Here is a 19,390-nt window from a genome sequence, read left to right on the forward strand (position 1 = left end):
GCCGTCATCAAGTCGTTTTCCGCATAATGATAAAATCCGAGGAGGACTGGTCTCTATACCGCTGAGGCACAATCGCTTCGATGGAGAAATCCGGGAATTTTCTGAGATGGCCAAAAATATCCCGGTCCTTGATCGTATCCACGACATGCGCTTCCTTCCCGGTGGTCAGTCTGGTGTACAGGACAACCAGATCGGAGGACGAGTCGAAGATGTGCCGCAGGGTTGCCTCAAAATCCTCGTCATCCGTAATATGATACAGGACGTCCAGACAGACGACCATGTCGAATTTCGACAGCTTCCCGTCAGCAAAGGTGCGGGGATCGTACTGCATGAATCTTTTTCCAGGATCGTCCTTGAACCTTTCCGTACACAATTGCACGGCAGATGCAGCCACATCCAGGCCCAGGTATTCGGGATACTTCATCAAGCTCAATTGATTGCCATCGCCACAGCCGAACTCTATGACGGTCCGGACACCGTTTCGCTCCACCAGTTCATTCACAACCTCTGCCTTGAAGTCCGCCAGTTCCCCGTAAGAGCCTCTCCCCGATGTACCGCCATTCGAATAGTTGTCGTCCCAATATTCAATATAATTGAACCTCACTTGCACACCTCCGCATATTCCAGATGCTCCATTGTATTGCGGTAAGTGTGAAAATAGTTCAACTAAGTGATCCCGCCCGCGGATTTATCGCATTAACGAAAATGCTCCAGAACGACTTTTCCCACCATGCTTCCCGACTCAAGCATCGCATGCGCCTTGCGCAGGTTGGCGGCGTTAATCGGCCCGAGCTTCTCATTCACCGTCGTGCGGAGGATGCCCTGGTCGACAAGCCCGGCCACTTCATTCAGCAGCTTGTGCTGCTCGGTCATATCCGCTGTCCCGTACATCGGACGAGTGAACATCAGTTCCCACACAAAAGTCACGCTTTTGTTCTTCAGCAGCGTCAAATCAAGCAGTTCGTCCGTCTCGACAATCGAGCAGATCTTCCCTTGCGGGGCGATGGCCTCCGCCATGTTCCTCCAATGCTTCTCGGTACTGTTCAGGCAGAAGATATAGTCCACGAGCTCGAAGCCTATCGCCTGAAGCTGAGGGACGAAGTCCTCGAAATGGTTAATGACATGATCAGCTCCCAGCCCCTTCACCCATTCCGCCGATTCCGGCCTTGAAGCCGTGCCGATCACCGTAAGCCCTGCATACTTGGCCAGCTGGGTTGCGATCGAACCGACACCGCCGGCCGCGCCGATGATGAGGATCGTTCGGCCCGCATTGCTGCCTGGCTCGGATGAAATCCCCAATCGGTCGAATAGCCCCTCCCATGCTGTAATCGATGTCAGCGGCAATGCGGCGGCTTGGGCAAAATCCAGTGTGGCAGGCTTGACACCGACGATCCGCTCATCGACAAGATGAAATTCGCTGTTGCCTCCGGCCCGGACAATACTGCCGGCATAATAGACCTCATCACCAGGTTTAAATAACGTGCAATCCGGTCCCGTTTCTTCCACCACACCTGCTACGTCCCAGCCGATCACTCTTGGCTGCGCTTCCGTCCGGTCCTTCGGCGCTCGCACCTTAACATCAACCGGATTGACCGAGACGGCTTTGACCTGGACCAGCAAATCACGGCCGGTTGGTACAGGCTTCTCAATCACAACGTCGATCAGGCTTTCCGGATGATCGATAGGCAAGTATCGGGTTAAACCAACCGCTTTCATCGTGGTATTCGTCATATTGCGTCTCCTCCTAAGGAATGAAATGAATGATGGTTGTAAGTATAGTGGATATCATCTAGAATTGTTAGTACGCACATGAATGTGATATAGTATCCTTTTTTATACTGTTATTAGTGAAGGAGTGGAACGCATGCGCGACCGCAAGAGCGGCTACGGACATTGCCCGAATGATGAAGGCTGTCCGGTGGAGTATACGCTGGACGTCATCGGCGGCAAGTGGAAGGGTGTACTGTTATACCATCTCGTGGAAGGGCCGAAACGGTTTAACGAATTCCGCCGCATCTGCCCGGCCATTACGCAGCGGATGCTGACGCTGCAGCTGCGTGAGCTGGAGAAGGACGGCATCGTCCACCGCGAAGTGTATCACCAGGTTCCGCCGAAGGTGGAGTATTCCCTTACGGAATTCGGTCAGACTCTGGTACCCATCATTATGCAGATGAAAATATGGGGCGAGACATACAAAAACAAACCGACGCCGCCTACGCTGGCCGAAGGGTAAGCCATAGCACAACAGACGCTGCTCTATTCCCCACCTGCTATCGTTCTCCCGCACTTGGGCTTTAAAGAGCAGCTTGCGAATACCGTTTCGGGTAAGCCGGTTCTTGTTATCTGTACGATAATTAAAGACAGCAAGAAACCCAGGTCATGGTGACCTGGGTTTCTTTCACGGAATGTTCCCAGTGCGCTTTCTTTCCCCGATATTCCGGTATGGTATACTGTGGGTACTGATAGGTGCTGGTCCAAGATCCTGAATTAAAGGAAGTGTAATGATGGTCGGTTATTCATCGAAGGAAGAGCATGTCCATGCTGTATTTGAGAAGGTCTATGAAAACTATGATTCCATGAACTCCGTCATTTCCCTGCGTTTACATAAACGATGGCGCAAAGATGTCATGAAACAAATGAATGTGAAGCCGGGCGACACGGCGCTGGATGTATGCTGCGGCACCGGTGACTGGTCTCTAGCCCTCGCGGAGGCGGTTGGCGAGGAGGGGGAGGTTATCGGGCTGGATTTTAGCGAGAATATGCTCTCTGTAGCCAGGGAGAAAGCCCACAAAGCCCAGCTCAACACAATCGAGTGGGTGCATGGCAATGCGATGAAGCTTCCTTATGAGGATCATCGGTTTGACTATGTGACGATTGGCTTCGGGCTCCGAAACGTTCCGGATTATATGACCGTGTTAAAGGAAATGCATCGGGTCGTGAAGCCTGGCGGTAAAGTCATTTGCCTGGAAACCTCCCAGCCTACCCTGATCGGATACAGACAGCTGTATTATTTCTATTTCCGGTATATTATGCCGCTGCTCGGCAAGTTGCTCGTCAAGCGCTACAAGGAGTATTCCTGGCTGCAGCAATCCGCTCAGGATTTCCCGGGTAAACATCAATTGAAGCATATGTTTCTGGAGGCCGGCTTCAAGCATGTCGATGTCAAGAGTTATGCCGGTGGCAGCGTTGCCATGCACATGGGGCATAAATCTTCTTGAGTTCTCTGTACTCAAGTTCAACAGCCCAGCATGATGGGGAGATCGGGCAGGAGTGCCTGGCTGTGATCCTCAAGCCATGATTGTACACCATAACGCAAACAGCTATCTAAACGTTTGATCTGAGCCACACTTGATGCGATATGATCCACCTGTTGCTAAGGAAGGGGAACAATGCCCTTCCTTTCTTAATGCGTATGCTGCCTTCTTGAGATTCGCTTCGTGATGCCCATAGCCATTGCCAAAGCGAGCAAGGATATGACCAAATGGGGAATCAGGCTTGTGCTGCCGAACTCCACCTGAGACGTTAGCGTCGAGGTCATGCTGACCGATACGCTGGGCGTGTAAAGCATGGTCAGCAGCATTCCTGATACGATTTGGAGTACGATATAAGAAACGCTGAACATCCCCGCAAACAGTAAGTATTTTTTCAAATGTCATCCCTCCTTCTTGCTAGAACCTACGGATTAGGCATTGATTCGGTTTCAGAATGCTGTATTTATCACAATTTGACTCCAGGGAGCCGTAATTCATAAAATGCTATGCCCTATCTTTCGGAAGTACAAATCCAACGGCAGATCATAGTTATTTGTGGCTATTTTGTAAAATATTATATATTTATAACATCCTTTTACTGTAAAACAATAGATTTATACGGGATATTTTGGTATGTTATAGATGAGGGCAACGTTTCCTCCCTTTTGTACAGTCAGCGCATCCTCCATTTTGCTCTTGAAAGTGAGGTGAACCGGCTGTTTTTTTTCAAAGTCTACTTCATGGGTTTCATTAAAAGCATTCCGAAAGGAGCTGAAGAGAACGGTGATTCGCAAATGGAAATGGATGAGGAGCAAATGGTCGAAAAAAAGCGGAATATTGTTATTCAGCATTGTGTTAGCGCTTACAACCATGTTAGGGTCAATGACCCATTCTCCTGTCGCCAATGCGGCCGCCTCCGATTACAATTATGCCGAGGCGCTGCAAAAGTCGATTTATTTCTACGAGGCCCAGCGTTCCGGACCGCTGCCAGACAACAACCGGGTAGAGTGGCGCGGTGACTCCGGTCTGCAGGACGGTGCGGATGTCGGCCATGATTTGACGGGAGGCTGGTACGACGCCGGGGATCATGTCAAATTTGGGTTTCCGATGGCGGCGACCGCCACGATGCTCGCATGGTCCGTATACGAATACCGGGAAGGGTACGAACAGGCAGGACAGCTTGATGAAATTCTGGATAATATCCGCTGGGCGACGGACTATTTCATGAAAGCGCATACTGCACCTAACGAGCTGTGGGGCCAAGTGGGCAACGGGACGGCAGACCACAACTGGTGGGGACCGGCCGAAGTGATGCCGATGGAGCGTCCGGCCTATAAAATCGATGCCAACAATCCCGGCTCCGATCTCGCCGGAGAAACGGCTGCGGCGCTTGCTGCAAGCTCGATCATTTTCCGGGACAGCGACCCGGCTTATGCGGACAAGCTGCTCCGGCACGCCAAGGAGCTGTACGACTTTGCCGACCAGTATCGCGGCAAGTATTCCGACAGCATTACCGATGCCAGACAGTTCTACAACTCCTGGAGCGGATACGCCGATGAGCTAAGCTGGGGCGGTGTGTGGCTGTACTTGGCCACTGAGGACGAAGCTTACCTCGATAAGGCTATCGCTGCCAGTGAGCTGTGGGGTACCAACCAGCAGGGCGAATGGGATTACAAATGGACCCATGCCTGGGACGACAAACATTACGGCGCCCAATTGCTGCTGGCCCGGATCACCGAGGATCCGAGGTTCATTCGTTCGGTGGAAAAGAACATCGAATTCTGGACGACCGGCGTTCAGGGAACGGGCGAACGCGTCACCTATACGCCGGGAGGGCTCGCACATCTTGACCAGTGGGGCGTTCTCCGCTATGCGGCTAACCAGGCGTTTCTCGCATTCGTGTATTCCGACTGGGTCGACGATCCCGCCAAGCAGTTAAACGCACGTTCATTCGCCGAACGGCAAATTCTGTACATGCTGGGCGACAATCCGCGCAACAGCAGCTATGTCGTCGGCTTCGGCAACAACCCGCCGCAGCGCCCGCATCACCGCACCTCGCACGGTTCCTGGGCGGACAGCCAGAATGTTCCTGATGACCACCGCCATATTCTGTACGGTGCATTGGTCGGCGGTCCGACCGCAACCGATAGCTATACCGATTCCATTAGCGATTATGTGTCCAACGAAGTTGCGATCGATTATAACGCTGGCTTCACCGGCGCTCTGGCAAGAATGATGATCCTTCACGGACAGGGACAGCAGCCGCTCCCTTCCTTCCCTGCTCCGGAGGAGCGCGAGGATGAAATGTTCGTTGAAGCCTCGGTCAACGCCAGCGGCAGCAACTTTGTGGAAATCCGCGCCCTGCTGAACAACCGCTCAGGCTGGCCGGCCCGCGCAAGCGAAGAGATGTCCTTCCGCTACTACGTCGATCTTAGCGAAGCGGTAGAGGCCGGGTACGGTCCGGAGGACATCACGGTCACGGCCGGAGGATACAATCAGGGGGCAGCGGTATCCCAGCTGCAGCCGCATGATACGGCCCGTCACATATACTACACGACGGTTGATTTTACCGGAACGCGCATCTATCCGGGCGGCCAATCCGCTTACCGCAAAGAAGTGCAGTTCCGCATCACCGCCCCGCTGAACACGAGTTTCTGGGATAACACGAATGACTTTTCGTTCCAGGGTCTGGCCCCTCAGGGAGCGTCTCCGATCAAAACCCCGTATATCCCGGTGTTTGACGCAGGTCAGCACGTGTTCGGCGAGCTGCCCCAAGGAGGCGGAAATCCGGGCGAGCCTGTGGCTCCCGCCGCACCGCGAAACGTAACGGCTGTTCCGGGTGATTCGCTTGTCCGGCTGACCTGGAATGCCGTAAGCGGTGCTCATGACTATGCGGTCAGAAGATCGCTTGTAAGCGGCGGCCCTTACGAAACGATCGGAACGACGACGGAGCCGGCATATATCGATACCGATGTCGTCAACGATACGGCCTATTACTATGTCATTACCGCCAGAAATGCAGCTGGCGAGAGCCTCCCCTCCACCCAGGTCAACGCCAGACCGCGCGTTGCCCCGGTGCCTGTGGAAGGCGATTTGAAAGTCCAGTACCGCAACGGTGACGGAAGCTCCGCCGATAATCAGATCCGACCGCATTTCCGCATTGTAAACACCAGCGAAGAGACGGTTCCCCTCAGCGAGATTACCCTGCGATATTACTACACGATTGACGGAGATGTGCCCCAGCAGTTCCACTGCGACTATGCCGTGATCGGCAGCGGCAACGTAAACGGCCGGTTCGTCAAGCTGGACAGTGCGCAGACCGGCAGCGACTACTACCTGGAAATTTCCTTCGCTCACGGTGCGGGCAGCCTGGCGCCCGGCGCGGACAGCGGGGAAATTCAGGCCCGCTTCAATAAGAGCAATTGGTCGAATTATAACGAGACGGATGATTATTCTTACAACGGTACGCAGCAAACGTTTGCCGACTGGGATAAGGTTACGTTGTACCGGAACGGCACATTGATTTGGGGAGTTGAGCCCTGAGCTTTACAGGGGTGAAGTTCAAGGAAACAACCATTTATTAATGGAAAGGATGATGTAAGGATGATGCATTGGACCAAATGCAAGAGACCTGCTTCCGTCCTGATGAGCGCGGTGTTATTTCTCACTTTGATTACGACCGGGCTGTTCGGTTCCGGGACAGCCCAGGCCGCGTCCGCTTCTCCCGAGGCAGACCGTTTCCTTCAGCTGTATAATCAGCTGAAAGACCCAGGCAACGGCTATTTCTCCCCGGAGGGCATTCCCTATCACTCCATCGAAACCTTGATTAGCGAAGCGCCCGACTACGGGCATATGACAACCTCGGAGGCGTACAGCTATTGGCTGTGGCTCGAAGTACTGTACGGGTATTACACCGGAGACTGGAGCCAGCTTGAAGCCGCCTGGGACAATATGGAGAAGTACATTATCCCGGTCAACGAAGGCGACGGCAACGAAGAGCAGCCGACGATGAGCTACTACAATCCGAACAGTCCAGCAACCTACGCGGCGGAATATCCGCAGCCGGATCAATATCCAAGCGAGCTTTCCGGCCAGTACGCGGCTGGCAGAGACCCGCTGGACGCCGAGCTAAAGGCAACCTATGGAGACAACCAGACCTACCTGATGCATTGGCTGCTTGATGTTGACAACTGGTACGGCTACGGGAATTTGCTGAACCCCGGGCATATCGCTACCTATGTGAACACGTTCCAGCGTGGTGAACAGGAGTCCGTCTGGGAGGCGATTCCGCATCCTTCGCAGGATGACAAGTCCTTCGGCAAAGCCGGCGAAGGCTTCATGAGCCTGTTCACGAAAGAGAACCAGGCTCCGGCGGCGCAATGGCGCTACACGAATGCGACCGACGCCGACGCCCGGGCCATCCAGGCCATGTATTGGGCGAAGCAGCTTGGTTATGACAATGAGGTCTATTTTGACAAAGCGAAAAAAATGGGCGATTATCTTCGTTACGGCATGTACGATAAGTACTTCCAGCAAATCGGCAGCGCGTCAGATGGGAGCCCGGCCGCCGGAACGGGCAAAGACGCCAGCCATTACCTGATGGCCTGGTACACGTCCTGGGGCGGCGGCCTGGGACAAACGGGCAACTGGGCTTGGCGGATCGGAGCCAGCCACATGCATCAGGGTTACCAGAACGTTATGGCCGCCCATGCGCTCTCGGATCCGGACAGCGGTCTGGTTCCGGACTCCCCGACCGCCGGGCAGGACTGGACCACTTCGCTGAAGCGCCAGCTGGAATTCTACACCTGGCTGCAATCGGCTGAAGGGGCAATCGCCGGCGGCGCAACCAACAGCTGGGGCGGCTCTTATCAGGCGTATCCGGCTGGAACGAGCACGTTCTACGGCATGGCTTACGACGATGCCCCGGTATACCATGATCCGCCGTCCAACAACTGGTTCGGCATGCAGGCTTGGCCGGTGGAACGGATCGCAGAATACTACTATATTCTCGCTTCGAACGGGGATACGTCGTCCGAGAATTTCCAGATGGCCAAACAGGTCGTTACCAATTGGATCGACTGGTCGATGGATTATGTATTTGTGGACAGCAAACCGGTTACCGATGCCGACGGCTACTATCTGGACCCGCAAGGCAACCGGGTGCTTGGCGGACATAATCCGCAAATCGCGACCACGCCGGCGCCAGGCGATTTCTGGATTCCGAGCGATCTGGAATGGCGGGGCCAACCGGATACCTGGAACGGATTCGGCAGCTTCACGGGCAATCCGGAGCTTCGCGTCGTGACCAAAAATCCTGGCCAGGACGTTGGTGTACTGGGCAGCTACATTAAAGCGCTGACCTTCTTTGCCGCTGCTACAGAGGCGGAAAGCGGCAGCTACACCGCACTTGGACAGCAAGCAGAGCAGTTAGCCAAGGCGCTGCTCGATACCGCTTGGAATTACAATGACGGTATCGGCATTGTCAAACCGGAGGCACGCGGCGATTACTACCGCTACTTCACCAAGGAAATTTACTTCCCGGCCGGCTGGAGCGGCACGTTCGGACAAGGCAATACAATCCCAGGGACAAACGCCGTTCCTTCCGATCCGGCTAAAGGCGGCAACGGCGTGTATATCAGTTACTCTGATCTCCGTCCGGACATCAAGAACGACCCTTCCTGGCCCTACCTGGAAGACAAATACACTACATCCTGGAATCCGCAAACTGGGCAGTGGGAAAACGGCGCACCAGAGTTTACCTATCACCGCTTCTGGTCCCAGGTTGATATGGCTACAGCTTATGCGGAATACGACCGTTTGATCAACGGCGGCGATAGCGGCCCAGTTGAACCCGTGGCTCCTCAAGCACCTCGGAACCTGAAAGCAGACGCCGGGGACGCTCAAGTGTCATTGTCCTGGAGCAGAACGAGCGGCGCGGACAGCTACACCGTGAAGCGGGCCGAAACGAGTGGCGGTCCTTATACGGAGATCGCAACCGTCTCTGAAACGAGCTATGTTGATCTGGACGTCGTCAACGACCGTACGTACTATTATGTGGTTAGCGCTGCCAATGCAGCGGGCGCTAGTCCGAACTCGGTCGAAGCCAGCGCGACGCCAACAGCCGCTCCCGTACCGGCGGAAGGTGACCTGAAGCTGCTCTATCGCACGAACAACACCAATTCCACCGACAATCAGATCCGTGCCCAATTCCGGATTACCAACACCGGCGATGAGAGCATTGATCTAAGCGATGTCAAGCTGCGCTACTACTTTACCGTCGATGGGGACAGGCCGCAGGAGTTCCACTGCGACTATGCGGTCATCGGCAGCGGTAACGTGAGGGGCACCTTCGTCAAGCTGGATGAAGCTTCGTCCGGCGCCGACTATTATTTGGAGGTTTCCTTCGCGCCCGGCGCGGGAACGCTTGCGCCTGGCGCAGACAGCGGCGAAATCCAGATTCGCTTCAACAAGAACGACTGGTCGAATTACAACCAAGCGAACGACTTCTCCTATGACCCAACCAAAACCTCGTACACCGAATGGGAGCGCGTTCCGCTCTATGTGGGCGGGCAACTTGTATGGGGGCTCGAACCATAATGCGAACTGGCAAATAACTCGAGCTCCAAACTGAAAAAGACCCGGCAGAGATAACCCCTGCCGGGTCTTGCCGTTGTCAGTGTCTTTGGGACACTTTCGCGTTCTTGCTCCGAATGATTGTGCCTGCCCTGAACATAAAGGCAGCTCAAGCTACTCCATTTCGATGTGAAAGCTTTGGTTCCCGATCTGCACGTAGAACCGATCCTCGGTACGCTGTGGCGGCACCACAAATACAAAGCGTTCGACCTTGCCGTCAGTGTAAGTCAGGATGATTGTATTTTTCTGGATTTTATACGTCCCTTTGACCGAATCGCGGACGGATGACGCGTCGGTGCGTGCATTACCGGTATCAAGCGAAGCTAGCGAGGATTGATCACTAGTAAACGAACCGTCCGGATAAAAGGTCATGTAATTCGTCCAGGATGTCGCGTATGGCGTAATACCGACCAGACCCGTATAGCCCTGGGAGATAAATTCTCCGCCGAGCTTTGTGCCGTCTGGCAAAGGCACCACTTTGCGCATAGCTACGTCGTTAATTTCCAATTCCCCATCTTTGTTAATGGCAATCGGCAGCGGCTCTTCACCGCTGATTTGCAGCATGCCGTCCTTGATCGAGTATGACCGGCAGTTATCCTTACTGCAGTCAATCGTCTCCGGTCCGCCTCCCTTCGGCTCGCCAACGACAACCTTTTGATCAGGAAGGAACGTGTAGAACAGCCAGCATACTCCGCCGCATTGATAGCCGCCATAGTCATACGCTCCTCCGAAATACATGCCCCGCAGCTGATTTAATTGGACAGGGCCTCCATTGTCTTGAGCGACAGGCGGGAGCACGATGGATGGATTTGCTTGTTCTGCTTCCTTGGCAGCTGTATGCTCAGCATTTATTTGCGCTTGCGCTTCCTTAAGGAGTTCTTCGACCTCCTCCATCGTCAAGCCATAGGAAGTTACGTATTCATAGGTATATACGATAATTTCCCGATGCACGCCGTTCCAGTGAACCAAGGCGCCGGTCGATTCGCTGACGAATCGAAGCGGAACCAGCGTATGTCCCTTGACCGTCGTTGCCGGACGGTCCAGTTTCACCGACTGCCCGTTCACCTTCGCGGTTGTGCTGTTCAGTGGCAGAAGGATGGTGACTCCTTCTTTGACCGCAGATACCGTTTGATCTTTCTGGCTCCAAGTCACTTCCATGCCCAGCGCTTCAAAGAACGGGCGCATCTGGACAATGGTTGTTCCCCCTTTAATGTCCGGGTCGATGCTGAATGCAATTTGCTCGTCATTGACGAACACATCGATCGGCTTCAGGTCAGCATGGGACGTCTTCACATTCACAAAGCTAAGCAGAATCATTCCGAGCATCAACAAGCCGGCTGTGATCCACCATCTGGCTCGGGCGCTCCGGGATAATGAAAGATACATGAGTTCACTCCTTTTCCATACATATCCACTCGATGTTAGCACAGAAGTGATTGCCGCGTAATCGCCCCAAAGTCGCGACTTCCCAAAGCCTGTTTATCCCTCCAAGGTCAGGTGTAGCCTAAGCCCATTCACGAAAACAATAGCTGCATAGCCATGCTTAAAACCAGACTAAAGTCGCTGCCTTGCTGTTCGCGTTTCCCCCTGTCCCTCAGTCCTTACTTGGTGAATGCAGGGGAGCCGACTTCATTGAACGTTACAGTTACATTTTCCAGATCCGGTAGAGAACCATCGCTGCTTCAGCACGCGTCAATGGTTCTGCTGGTGCAATCTTGCCATTCTTGCCGTTGACTATTCCGCTTCCCACAAGGGAGGCTACACTCTCCTTGGCGTAAGTGGAGATGCTTGCAGCATCGGAATAAGGAACTAGATTTCCGTTGCTGGCAGTTGGCTTACCAGTTGCCTTCAGGGCTTTCGCCGTCAGAACCATCATATCTTGACGGGATATGCTGCTATCAGGTTTGAATGTGTTATTTTCGAATCCGGATGCGATACCAAGCTCTTTGGCAATAGCCACGGCCTGTGCATAGTGAGCGGTTGGCTGTACATCGCTGAAGGCTGCCGTGCTCGTGCCCGAGCCTTTCAATTCAAGTGCTCTGACAAGCAAGACGATAAAGTCTGCTCTCGTGATGGAAGCCGCAGGAGCGAAGCTGTCTTCCGTGATTCCTTTGATAATATCGCGTGCAGCCATTGCTTCGACTGCTTGTTTTGCCCACAGCACATGTTGTACATCGGCAAAAGACTTGGTTACGTAGGCAACAGCATAGGTGCTGAATTGCGTTGTTATGAACACAACCGAGCCGGACTTGGCATCATATCGTCCGTTTGGTATCGCTGTTTCCTGTCCTTGATTGTCAATATTAAGAACCACGATTTGATCTGTATTGACAAGCTCCTGTGCAGCCGGGGTGTACGGAACGGATACCGTTACAGGCGCCGCAGGGTTGTTCCAGGCCAGAACACGCTCCCCAGACTTTACGCTTAGATCGATCACCGGACGGCTGCCCACTTTAGCGCGAACATCTGTACTCCAGCGATCTGCCGGGACTTTGTTAATCTGAATAGAGACTTGGTCTGCTAGTTCCGTGATAGTAGACAGCATGTTGGACGGAATGTGAAGTGCTGCATGTTCTGTCTTAAGCATAAACTCCACCTTATCGCTGCTCTGCAGGCTTGATGTCGGGAAATGCACAACATAGGATTGTACATTTGTTTGCTTCGGCACTTCGATGGCTATCTGTTTCCTGCCATTGGCATCCGGGGAAGCTTGTGCAATAGCCTTATTCAGGCTCTCGCTCGAAATGGTTGCTGTGGCTGTCCCATCTTCGACTTTAATATCCGGTACAATCACGGAGTCGTTTCCTGGAAGCTGGGGTTGAGGTTGAGGCTGGGGCGTAGTCCCTGAGCCCGATCCGCCACTGCCGCCGTCATGGTTACCTCCATTGTTGTTGCCTCCGCCGTTGTTGCCGCCGGAAGAAGGTTTGCCAATCAGCGTCAATTCACCGAATACGGAAGTATCCTGGTAGCCTTGACCGGATGGATCGTTCCATGCGTTCACACTGATTCTGTTGCCGTCTTTGGCATCATTAATCTGTGCATCAAAACCGATGATGACATTGTTCGCAGGCTTCACCTTTTTGAACGGAATTTTCATCTCCACCGTGTAGTTGGTACCGGCCACGGAGACTTTGGATTCAAATCCTGCGGCGATATGCTCCGGATTAAAGGAAGCCTCGTTCTCGAAGTTCACTCTGTATTGCCCATCATCGTCTTGGAAGCTCGCCGTTTTTCCGTTATTTTCATCGACGAATACTTCAACGGAGTCTTGCTCCCACGGATTCGGGTTGGTTTTGTTCAGTTGATCGTCTCTGACTTGAACGAGCACATACAGATTGTCGTCATCCCACAGTGCTCTTGCTGTTCCTGTGGCACCTGACCACGCCATTTGCTTCGTATCCAGTTTCAATTCAGGAGCTTTGCTCCATATGCTGTCTACAGCACCATCAATGGACGGTGTCCCATAGTGCGCGCTTGATTTCTTGTATTCAAGCTCTTCGGGCGGATTTTCCCTCAGGTACTTTTCAGGATCAGCGACCCCGTAGAATGCTTCTTTGGCTTGAAAATCCTTATCGAACAAGGTTGGATTCTGCTCGGCTCTCCAGCTGGTGCCGTCACTTAACCCCCAGAAGGTAACACGCGGAATATGCTCGCTGTTCTTCTTGTAGAGATCCATCAACTGGGCATACAAGTAGGCCTGCTGCTTCGCTTCTTTTTCAGTGATGACAGAGTTGGTGCCTGCCATGATATCCAATTCGGTCACGCTGACTTCCACACCCAAGGAAATGAAACGTTCGAGCGACATCCTGACATTGTCCAATCTCGTGCCCAGATTGTAGTGGGCCTGCATGCCGATGCCGTCAATCAGTTTCTCGCCAGGGTGTTTTGCGGCGTACTTCTCATTGATCTCCTTCACCATGCTGTAGATGGCTGTAGATTTATTCTGGTTGTCATCGTTGTAGTCATTGTAGTATAGCTTGATATCCCAGCCGTTATCGTCAATGACTTCTTTGGCCGCAAGGAATGCCTCCTCAATAAATTCAGGGCCGATGGCTTGCAACCAGCCTGAATTACGCAAGGCATTTTTCCAGTCCTCCGGATTAGGCGGGTTATCGTTCATGGCTTCGTTAACAACGTCCCAGGAAATAACTTGGTCACCAAAGTGCTCAACGACCGTTTTCACATGCGTTCTCAGATTGGCCAGAGCTTCATCACGGCTCAATGGTTGACCGTTCGCTGCAGTATGAAGCCAGGTAGGTGACTGCGCATGCCATACAAGCACGTGACCGTGCAAATCAAAGCCTGCATCTTGCACTTTCTGGACAAGGGCATCTTCTGCCGTGAAATCAAATTGTCTGTCTGTGCCATAGGCATAATCCGGCTTCATGTCATTCTCAAACGTAACGACATTGTAGTGCTTCTTCAGAAGCTTGAGCCTTGTCTCGTCAAAGCTAGACGGATTAACAATGTTGCCGATCAGGAAATCATCCTTGTAAACATCCTTGAGATTAGGCAGATTTTCTTGAATCGGAGGCCCGGCAGCTACAGGGCCCAAATATTTCAGGACAAAGTCATCCAAGAAGAAGGTCCGGTTTCCGCCGTCGTTGTTTGCCGTTTCAATGTAAGCGTTGAGTACGCTTGGAGTTGTCGTGAGTGTATACTTACCTGTCAGGTGTACCCATTCTTGATCTGTAACAGTTGCATTTTGTGACACGTTTGCAAAGCCGCTATCCGCATATTGAACACTGATACGAAGCGTGGTAGGCGCTTGGCCAGGTGCCATTTTCACCCAAGCGGACAGCTCATATTCGTGATTCTTTGCCATTTTTCCAGCTGCATCAACCAAAGCTCCATCATATTGTGCCGTAGTTGTCACAAGCAAGCTTTGTGTGCCGCCAGGTGTATGATTATCGTCTTGGGAAAGGACTACCGTTTCACGGCCGTTCCGTGCTTTGAATCCATCCAGACCATTCTCAAAGTCTGCAGATATGCCCGTTTGATCAACAATCTCCGGTTCCGTTTGTCCAGGTGTCACATCGGTGATGATGACTTCATCAATGTAAATATCTGAGGTTAGCGCATTGCCCGACGGTTCAACATAAATGATGAACTCATTCGTTCTAGAAGGAACTTCATAGCCCTTGGTTTCAAACAGCGTCCAGTCGGAAGCGGTTACAAGCCTGTTGCCTATAAGCCAAGGGTACTTCTGGTCATCGGCTAATATTTCAGAGTCCACCTTGGAAGCCAGATGGAACTCGCCTTCACCTGAACCGAGTCTCACCTTGAGCGAAATATCATACTTCCGGTCGGATTTCATCTTGTCCGTAAGTACGAGAGCTGGAACTGCCTTCTCATCCGCACGGTTAAAGAACTTCAGAGATTTCGTACCCTCGGAGGCTACATCGTCAACGACCGCAGTATCCCCGTTCGAACCCCAAGACAGCTTGCTCCAGCCTCCGGTATTTCCGTCTTCAAAGCTTTGGTTAAGGACTACAGTGGGCTCGACAGGTGTTTCTACTTGGGTGATCGTGATATCCCCGATATAGAAGTCGACCTCCTTCCCAGCATCATCAGACTTGATTTGCAGAGCTGTATTGACGACACTGGTAACGGTGAGATCTGCAGACAGTAAAATACCTTCTCCTGCTTTAAAGTCTGAAGAGCCGATCCCTCGGTATGCCTCCGAGCCAGCGATTCCCTTGTTAGTTACAATTTCAAGGACAGCTTTCCCTGCTGCAGGGGCGTCAGGATCTTCGTCAACATAAACGGAAGCGGTTACATTGTATTCTTTGTCCAACTCCAAACCAAGGTCATCGAAGGCAAAGTCCACGCCGTCCCAGTTATTGGACCGGTTACTAACTCTTAAAGCAGCTCCATCATCATTGCCGCCAAATGGCTTGCCTGTTACTGCGTCCAGCTGGGCACCGCCTGATTGCGTTGCCATGCCCTGGCCATTCTGGAATGTTTCTTGATATACGATTTGTGAGTTAGATCCCACTGGATCTACAGCGTTGATTGCCGGAGCAATCCAACCGACCGGAAGAAGCAGAGCCGCTGCGAGCATCCCCGAAACGACCCGCTTAAATGATTTCCTCATTCGAAGCATTCACCCCACACTAATTTTTTAGAAGTCATGTAAAAGCGCTTACATAATTTACTGTAACCAGCCTCCTTTCCCCCCAGATAATACCACTTCATGAAAGAGAAATCTTACTCCAAACTAAAGGTGAAGCCTAGTTTTTTACAGAACTATTCCAAGTCTGATACGCGGGCGGACATGCTCTCCGTCCCCCTGATCAGGCCGCGGCAGATAAATTAATTCGGGAATCCTTATCGAATAAGAGGCAGACTGCAAAAAAGACGCTGGGTTCATTCTTTCCCAGCGTCTTTCAAATAGTTATGATAACAAAAGTGATATTAAGCGAAGGATTTTATAGATAGCCTGTCAAAAAATAACCCCAAAAGATATTAATACCGAAGCCCAGAATAATAATTCAAAATATATGATAAGCGAGTACCTCTATATGAGCGTTACTGAAACCAAAGCTAATATTCTTATTCCAATTCTTCAACATTTTTATAACAGGCTCTAGCATAGAGCTATTGTTTTGATTAGCCTTTGAGAACAGTTATTTATTCCGTTTTCCAAATAAGACAGTAACGTTATGCAACAAAACAACCACGCTAACTATTACCAATAAGAATAAACCGTTGAATCGTTCTGCTAATAAAAATGAAATTACAATTAAACATAACGTTATAAAGATGTTGTTTGAGATTGCCTTCGGAGTCCTGTCATTCTTATATGCAGATATCACACAGTAAAATACAAGTCCAATAAAACCGAGTCCAATTAGAATATTTAAGAACATTATATCACCTAATTAATATTATAGTCTGTTAATATAGGTATAAGCATCTTCTGCACGATCAACTGCACTTCTGAAATTTGCTATATAATTCATTGATTCATAGCATCGAAACGTATAGCTTGTCATTTGAGAATTACTGTAATAGTGGCAGATAGATGGCACCCCGCCAGTATCACTGCGTGGACGAACCGAGTTTTCCATGCTTTCAACATCTAGCACCTCGCCATCAACCAGTATCTCTTGATTAACATTATCATATACGATTTCTGTCGTGGAAAACGACAACTATGAACATATACGGCCATGCTTTACGATCCGCTGACCAAGCAGCGGCCGATAAATTGGATTCACTATTTTCCACACGTAAAGAAACGAATAGCAAAAAGACACTCGGTTAATTTGGCTGAGTGTCTATTTTTGTGTAGAAATTATCACTATTTATTGTAGCTTAATAAGAAGTTTCACTTCAAATTCACATCATTTGCTTATACCCTCACCTGTTATATTCAGAACCAACAATCGGTTACACATCTAAAACCCTTGACATAAAAGGGGTTTTCGATCTGTATTATTCTCGAACGAGTAACGCAACACTCTCCACATGCACCGTATGCGGGAACATATCCACCGGCTGCACCTCGACGGTGCGGTAGCCGCCATCCTCCAGAATCCGCAAATCGCGGGCCAGCGTTGAAGGGTTGCAGCTTACATACACGACCCGCTCCGGCTTCATCTGCAGGATCGTGTCCAGCAGGCGAGGGTCACAGCCCTTGCGCGGGGGATCGACGACGATGACGTCGGCCTCGATCCCCTGCTCTTTCCACTTCGGAATGACTTCCTCGGAGGCGCCGACCGCAAACTCGACATGATCCATCCCGTTCAATATCGCATTGGCGCGGGCGTCTTCGATGGCTTCCTTTACAATTTCAACGCCATATACCTTCTTGGCATGCTGGGCCAGGAACAGCGAGATCGTGCCAATGCCGCAATAGGCATCGATGACGGTCTCGTTGCCGGTCAGTCCGGCGTACTCCACCGTTTTGCTGTACAGGACCTCCGTCTGAACCGGATTCACTTGGTAGAAAGATCGGGCCGAAATCGCAAACTTCACATCCCCAATATAGTCATGAATGACTTCGCTTCCCCATAATACACGGGTAACATCGCCGAAGATGACATTCGTCTTGCGCGTATTCACATTCTGGCAGATGCTGACGACAGCAGGAAGCTCCTTGCGGATAGCTGCGATCCATTCATCTGCATGCGGAATCCGGTCCCCGTTCGTCACAAGGACAATCATCATCTCCTGTGTGGCAAATCCGATCTTCACCACCACATGGCGCAGCAGCCCCTTCCCGGTCTCCTCATCATATGCGGTAATGCCAAGACGTCGGCCCAGCTCCTTAATGCGGCTCACCACTTCGTCATTGTGCTCATGCTGAATGAGGCAGGCTTCCATATCGATAATGCGATGACTGCCTCTGGCATAGAAACCGCCGACAAGGCCGCCCTCCGTTACACCGATCGGAACCTGCGACTTATTGCGATAGCGCCACGGGTTGCTCATGCCAAGCGTCGGAAGAACCCGAATGCCGTCCCTTGGATCTTCTGTGGATTGAGCCCCGGCTGTCAAACTTCCTGTGGCATTCTCTCCTGCGGAGAGTTTCCCTGTGGCTTGACTCCCGGTCACTGATCCCTCTGCCGATTGGCCTACGCCTACCACTGCCTGATCCAAGCTAGCGGAATCGCCCCGTCCAGCAGCTTCCCCTGCCAAGAGTTCTGCCTGTTCCCCCTCTTCTGCCTCACCTGATACCTGCGGCTCCCGAAGCACCGTCAGCTTCCCGATCCGCTCCAGGTTGTCCACCACCAGCTGGCGCTTCCAGTCAAGCTGTGCGGTGTAGTCCATATGCTGCAGCTGGCATCCGCCGCATTGGTCATAGATCGGGCATGGGGCAGCGATCCGGCTTGGGCTCGCTTCGACCAGCTCCAGCAGTTTCGCGTAACCGTACTGTTTCTTGGTCTTGAGTACTTTGACACGGACCTTCTCTCCCGGCAGTGCTCCCTGCACGAACAAGGTATAGCCGTCGGCGCGGCCCACGCCTTCTCCGTCATGATTCATTCCGATAATATCGATGACCACTTCATCGTTCTTCGCAACCGGCAGTCCGGCAAGCGCTGCCGATGCTGCTGATGGGCTGCCGGGGCGCGCTTTGCGTCCACTGCGGTTTTTGTTCATAATGGATTGTCACTTCTTTCATTTAACTTGTTCATATGTTGCCTATTCATCAAAGGCATGATATATGATCGCCCCGAACGCGCGGGCTGTCGTTTATTCTATCGGTACTCTTGTTCTATCAGTACACTTGTTCTATCAATACCGTTATTCTATCGAACGGCCTCATATGGCCGCTGCTTTCCACTCTCACAACTGACACCCATGAACCTGGCCTTCCGGTTACACTCTCCACACCATATAACCAGCATAGCCAGATCCCGTCAAAATAAAAAGCTCCCTCAAGGGAGCCTTGCCACTACACTACTCTCCGTCCATCATTATACGGGAGCGTTGTTCCATATTCAATCTATTGCGGGCGGTCCGGGTTCCCTTGCCGCCAGTGCAATTTTCAACCTACC

Annotated in this window: 10 protein-coding genes; 4 read left to right on the forward strand and 6 right to left on the reverse strand. The window is 51.9% G+C overall.

From position 1 onward, the window contains the following. Window positions 1-7: 7 nt before the first annotated feature. Window positions 8-604, reverse strand: a complete 597-nt coding sequence (locus CHH67_RS13035; protein WP_244908187.1) for a class I SAM-dependent methyltransferase — start codon at window positions 602-604, stop codon at window positions 8-10. 92 nt (window positions 605-696) lie between these two features. Continuing rightward, on the reverse strand, window positions 697-1,731 hold the full coding sequence (locus CHH67_RS13040; RefSeq protein WP_095265627.1) for a zinc-binding alcohol dehydrogenase family protein: 1,035 nt from the start codon (window positions 1,729-1,731) through the stop codon (window positions 697-699). 133 nt (window positions 1,732-1,864) lie between these two features. Between CHH67_RS13040 and CHH67_RS13045 the strand changes: the two genes are divergently transcribed. After that, entirely contained in the window at window positions 1,865-2,233 is a 369-nt protein-coding gene (locus CHH67_RS13045) for a winged helix-turn-helix transcriptional regulator (protein ID WP_095265628.1), read from the forward strand. A gap of 271 nt (window positions 2,234-2,504) precedes the next feature. Continuing rightward, a complete protein-coding gene (gene menG, locus CHH67_RS13050; RefSeq protein ID WP_095265629.1) occupies window positions 2,505-3,218 on the forward strand; it encodes a demethylmenaquinone methyltransferase in 714 nt (237 codons plus the stop codon). A 185-nt stretch (window positions 3,219-3,403) separates the two neighbouring features. Here menG and CHH67_RS13055 read toward each other — a convergent pair whose 3' ends face one another. Continuing rightward, window positions 3,404-3,649 carry a hypothetical protein gene (locus CHH67_RS13055; RefSeq protein WP_095265630.1) on the reverse strand — a complete coding sequence of 82 codons (246 nt, stop codon included), beginning with the start codon at window positions 3,647-3,649 and terminating at the stop codon, window positions 3,404-3,406. A 406-nt stretch (window positions 3,650-4,055) separates the two neighbouring features. On the opposite strand from CHH67_RS13055, the gene CHH67_RS13060 reads away from it, so the two are divergent. Both CHH67_RS13060 and CHH67_RS13065 read left to right on the forward strand, forming a co-directional pair. Further along, window positions 4,056-6,794 (forward strand): glycoside hydrolase family 9 protein, encoded by a 2,739-nt coding sequence (locus tag CHH67_RS13060; protein ID WP_095265643.1) that lies wholly within the window; start codon window positions 4,056-4,058, stop codon window positions 6,792-6,794. A 63-nt stretch (window positions 6,795-6,857) separates the two neighbouring features. Further along, window positions 6,858-9,848 carry a glycoside hydrolase family 48 protein gene (locus CHH67_RS13065; RefSeq protein ID WP_095265644.1) on the forward strand — a complete coding sequence of 997 codons (2,991 nt, stop codon included), beginning with the start codon at window positions 6,858-6,860 and terminating at the stop codon, window positions 9,846-9,848. Window positions 9,849-9,998: 150 nt separating this feature from the next. Here the strand turns inward: CHH67_RS13065 and CHH67_RS13070 are convergent, their stop codons facing one another. The 3 genes from CHH67_RS13070 to rlmD form a co-directional block, all read right to left on the reverse strand. Next, window positions 9,999-11,270 carry a copper amine oxidase N-terminal domain-containing protein gene (locus CHH67_RS13070; protein WP_095265631.1) on the reverse strand — a complete coding sequence of 424 codons (1,272 nt, stop codon included), beginning with the start codon at window positions 11,268-11,270 and terminating at the stop codon, window positions 9,999-10,001. Between the two features lie 259 nt (window positions 11,271-11,529). Then, window positions 11,530-15,981, reverse strand: a complete 4,452-nt coding sequence (locus CHH67_RS13075; RefSeq protein ID WP_095265632.1) for an endo-1,4-beta-xylanase — start codon at window positions 15,979-15,981, stop codon at window positions 11,530-11,532. Between the two features lie 1,343 nt (window positions 15,982-17,324). Further along, window positions 17,325-18,992, reverse strand: coding sequence for a 23S rRNA (uracil(1939)-C(5))-methyltransferase RlmD (rlmD, locus tag CHH67_RS13080; protein ID WP_095265633.1), 1,668 nt, complete (start codon window positions 18,990-18,992; stop codon window positions 17,325-17,327). Window positions 18,993-19,390: the final 398 nt, after the last annotated feature.

The sequence above is a fragment of the Paenibacillus campinasensis genome (genome assembly GCF_002272015.1).
Lineage (GTDB): Bacteria > Bacillota > Bacilli > Paenibacillales > Paenibacillaceae > Paenibacillus_AQ > Paenibacillus_AQ campinasensis.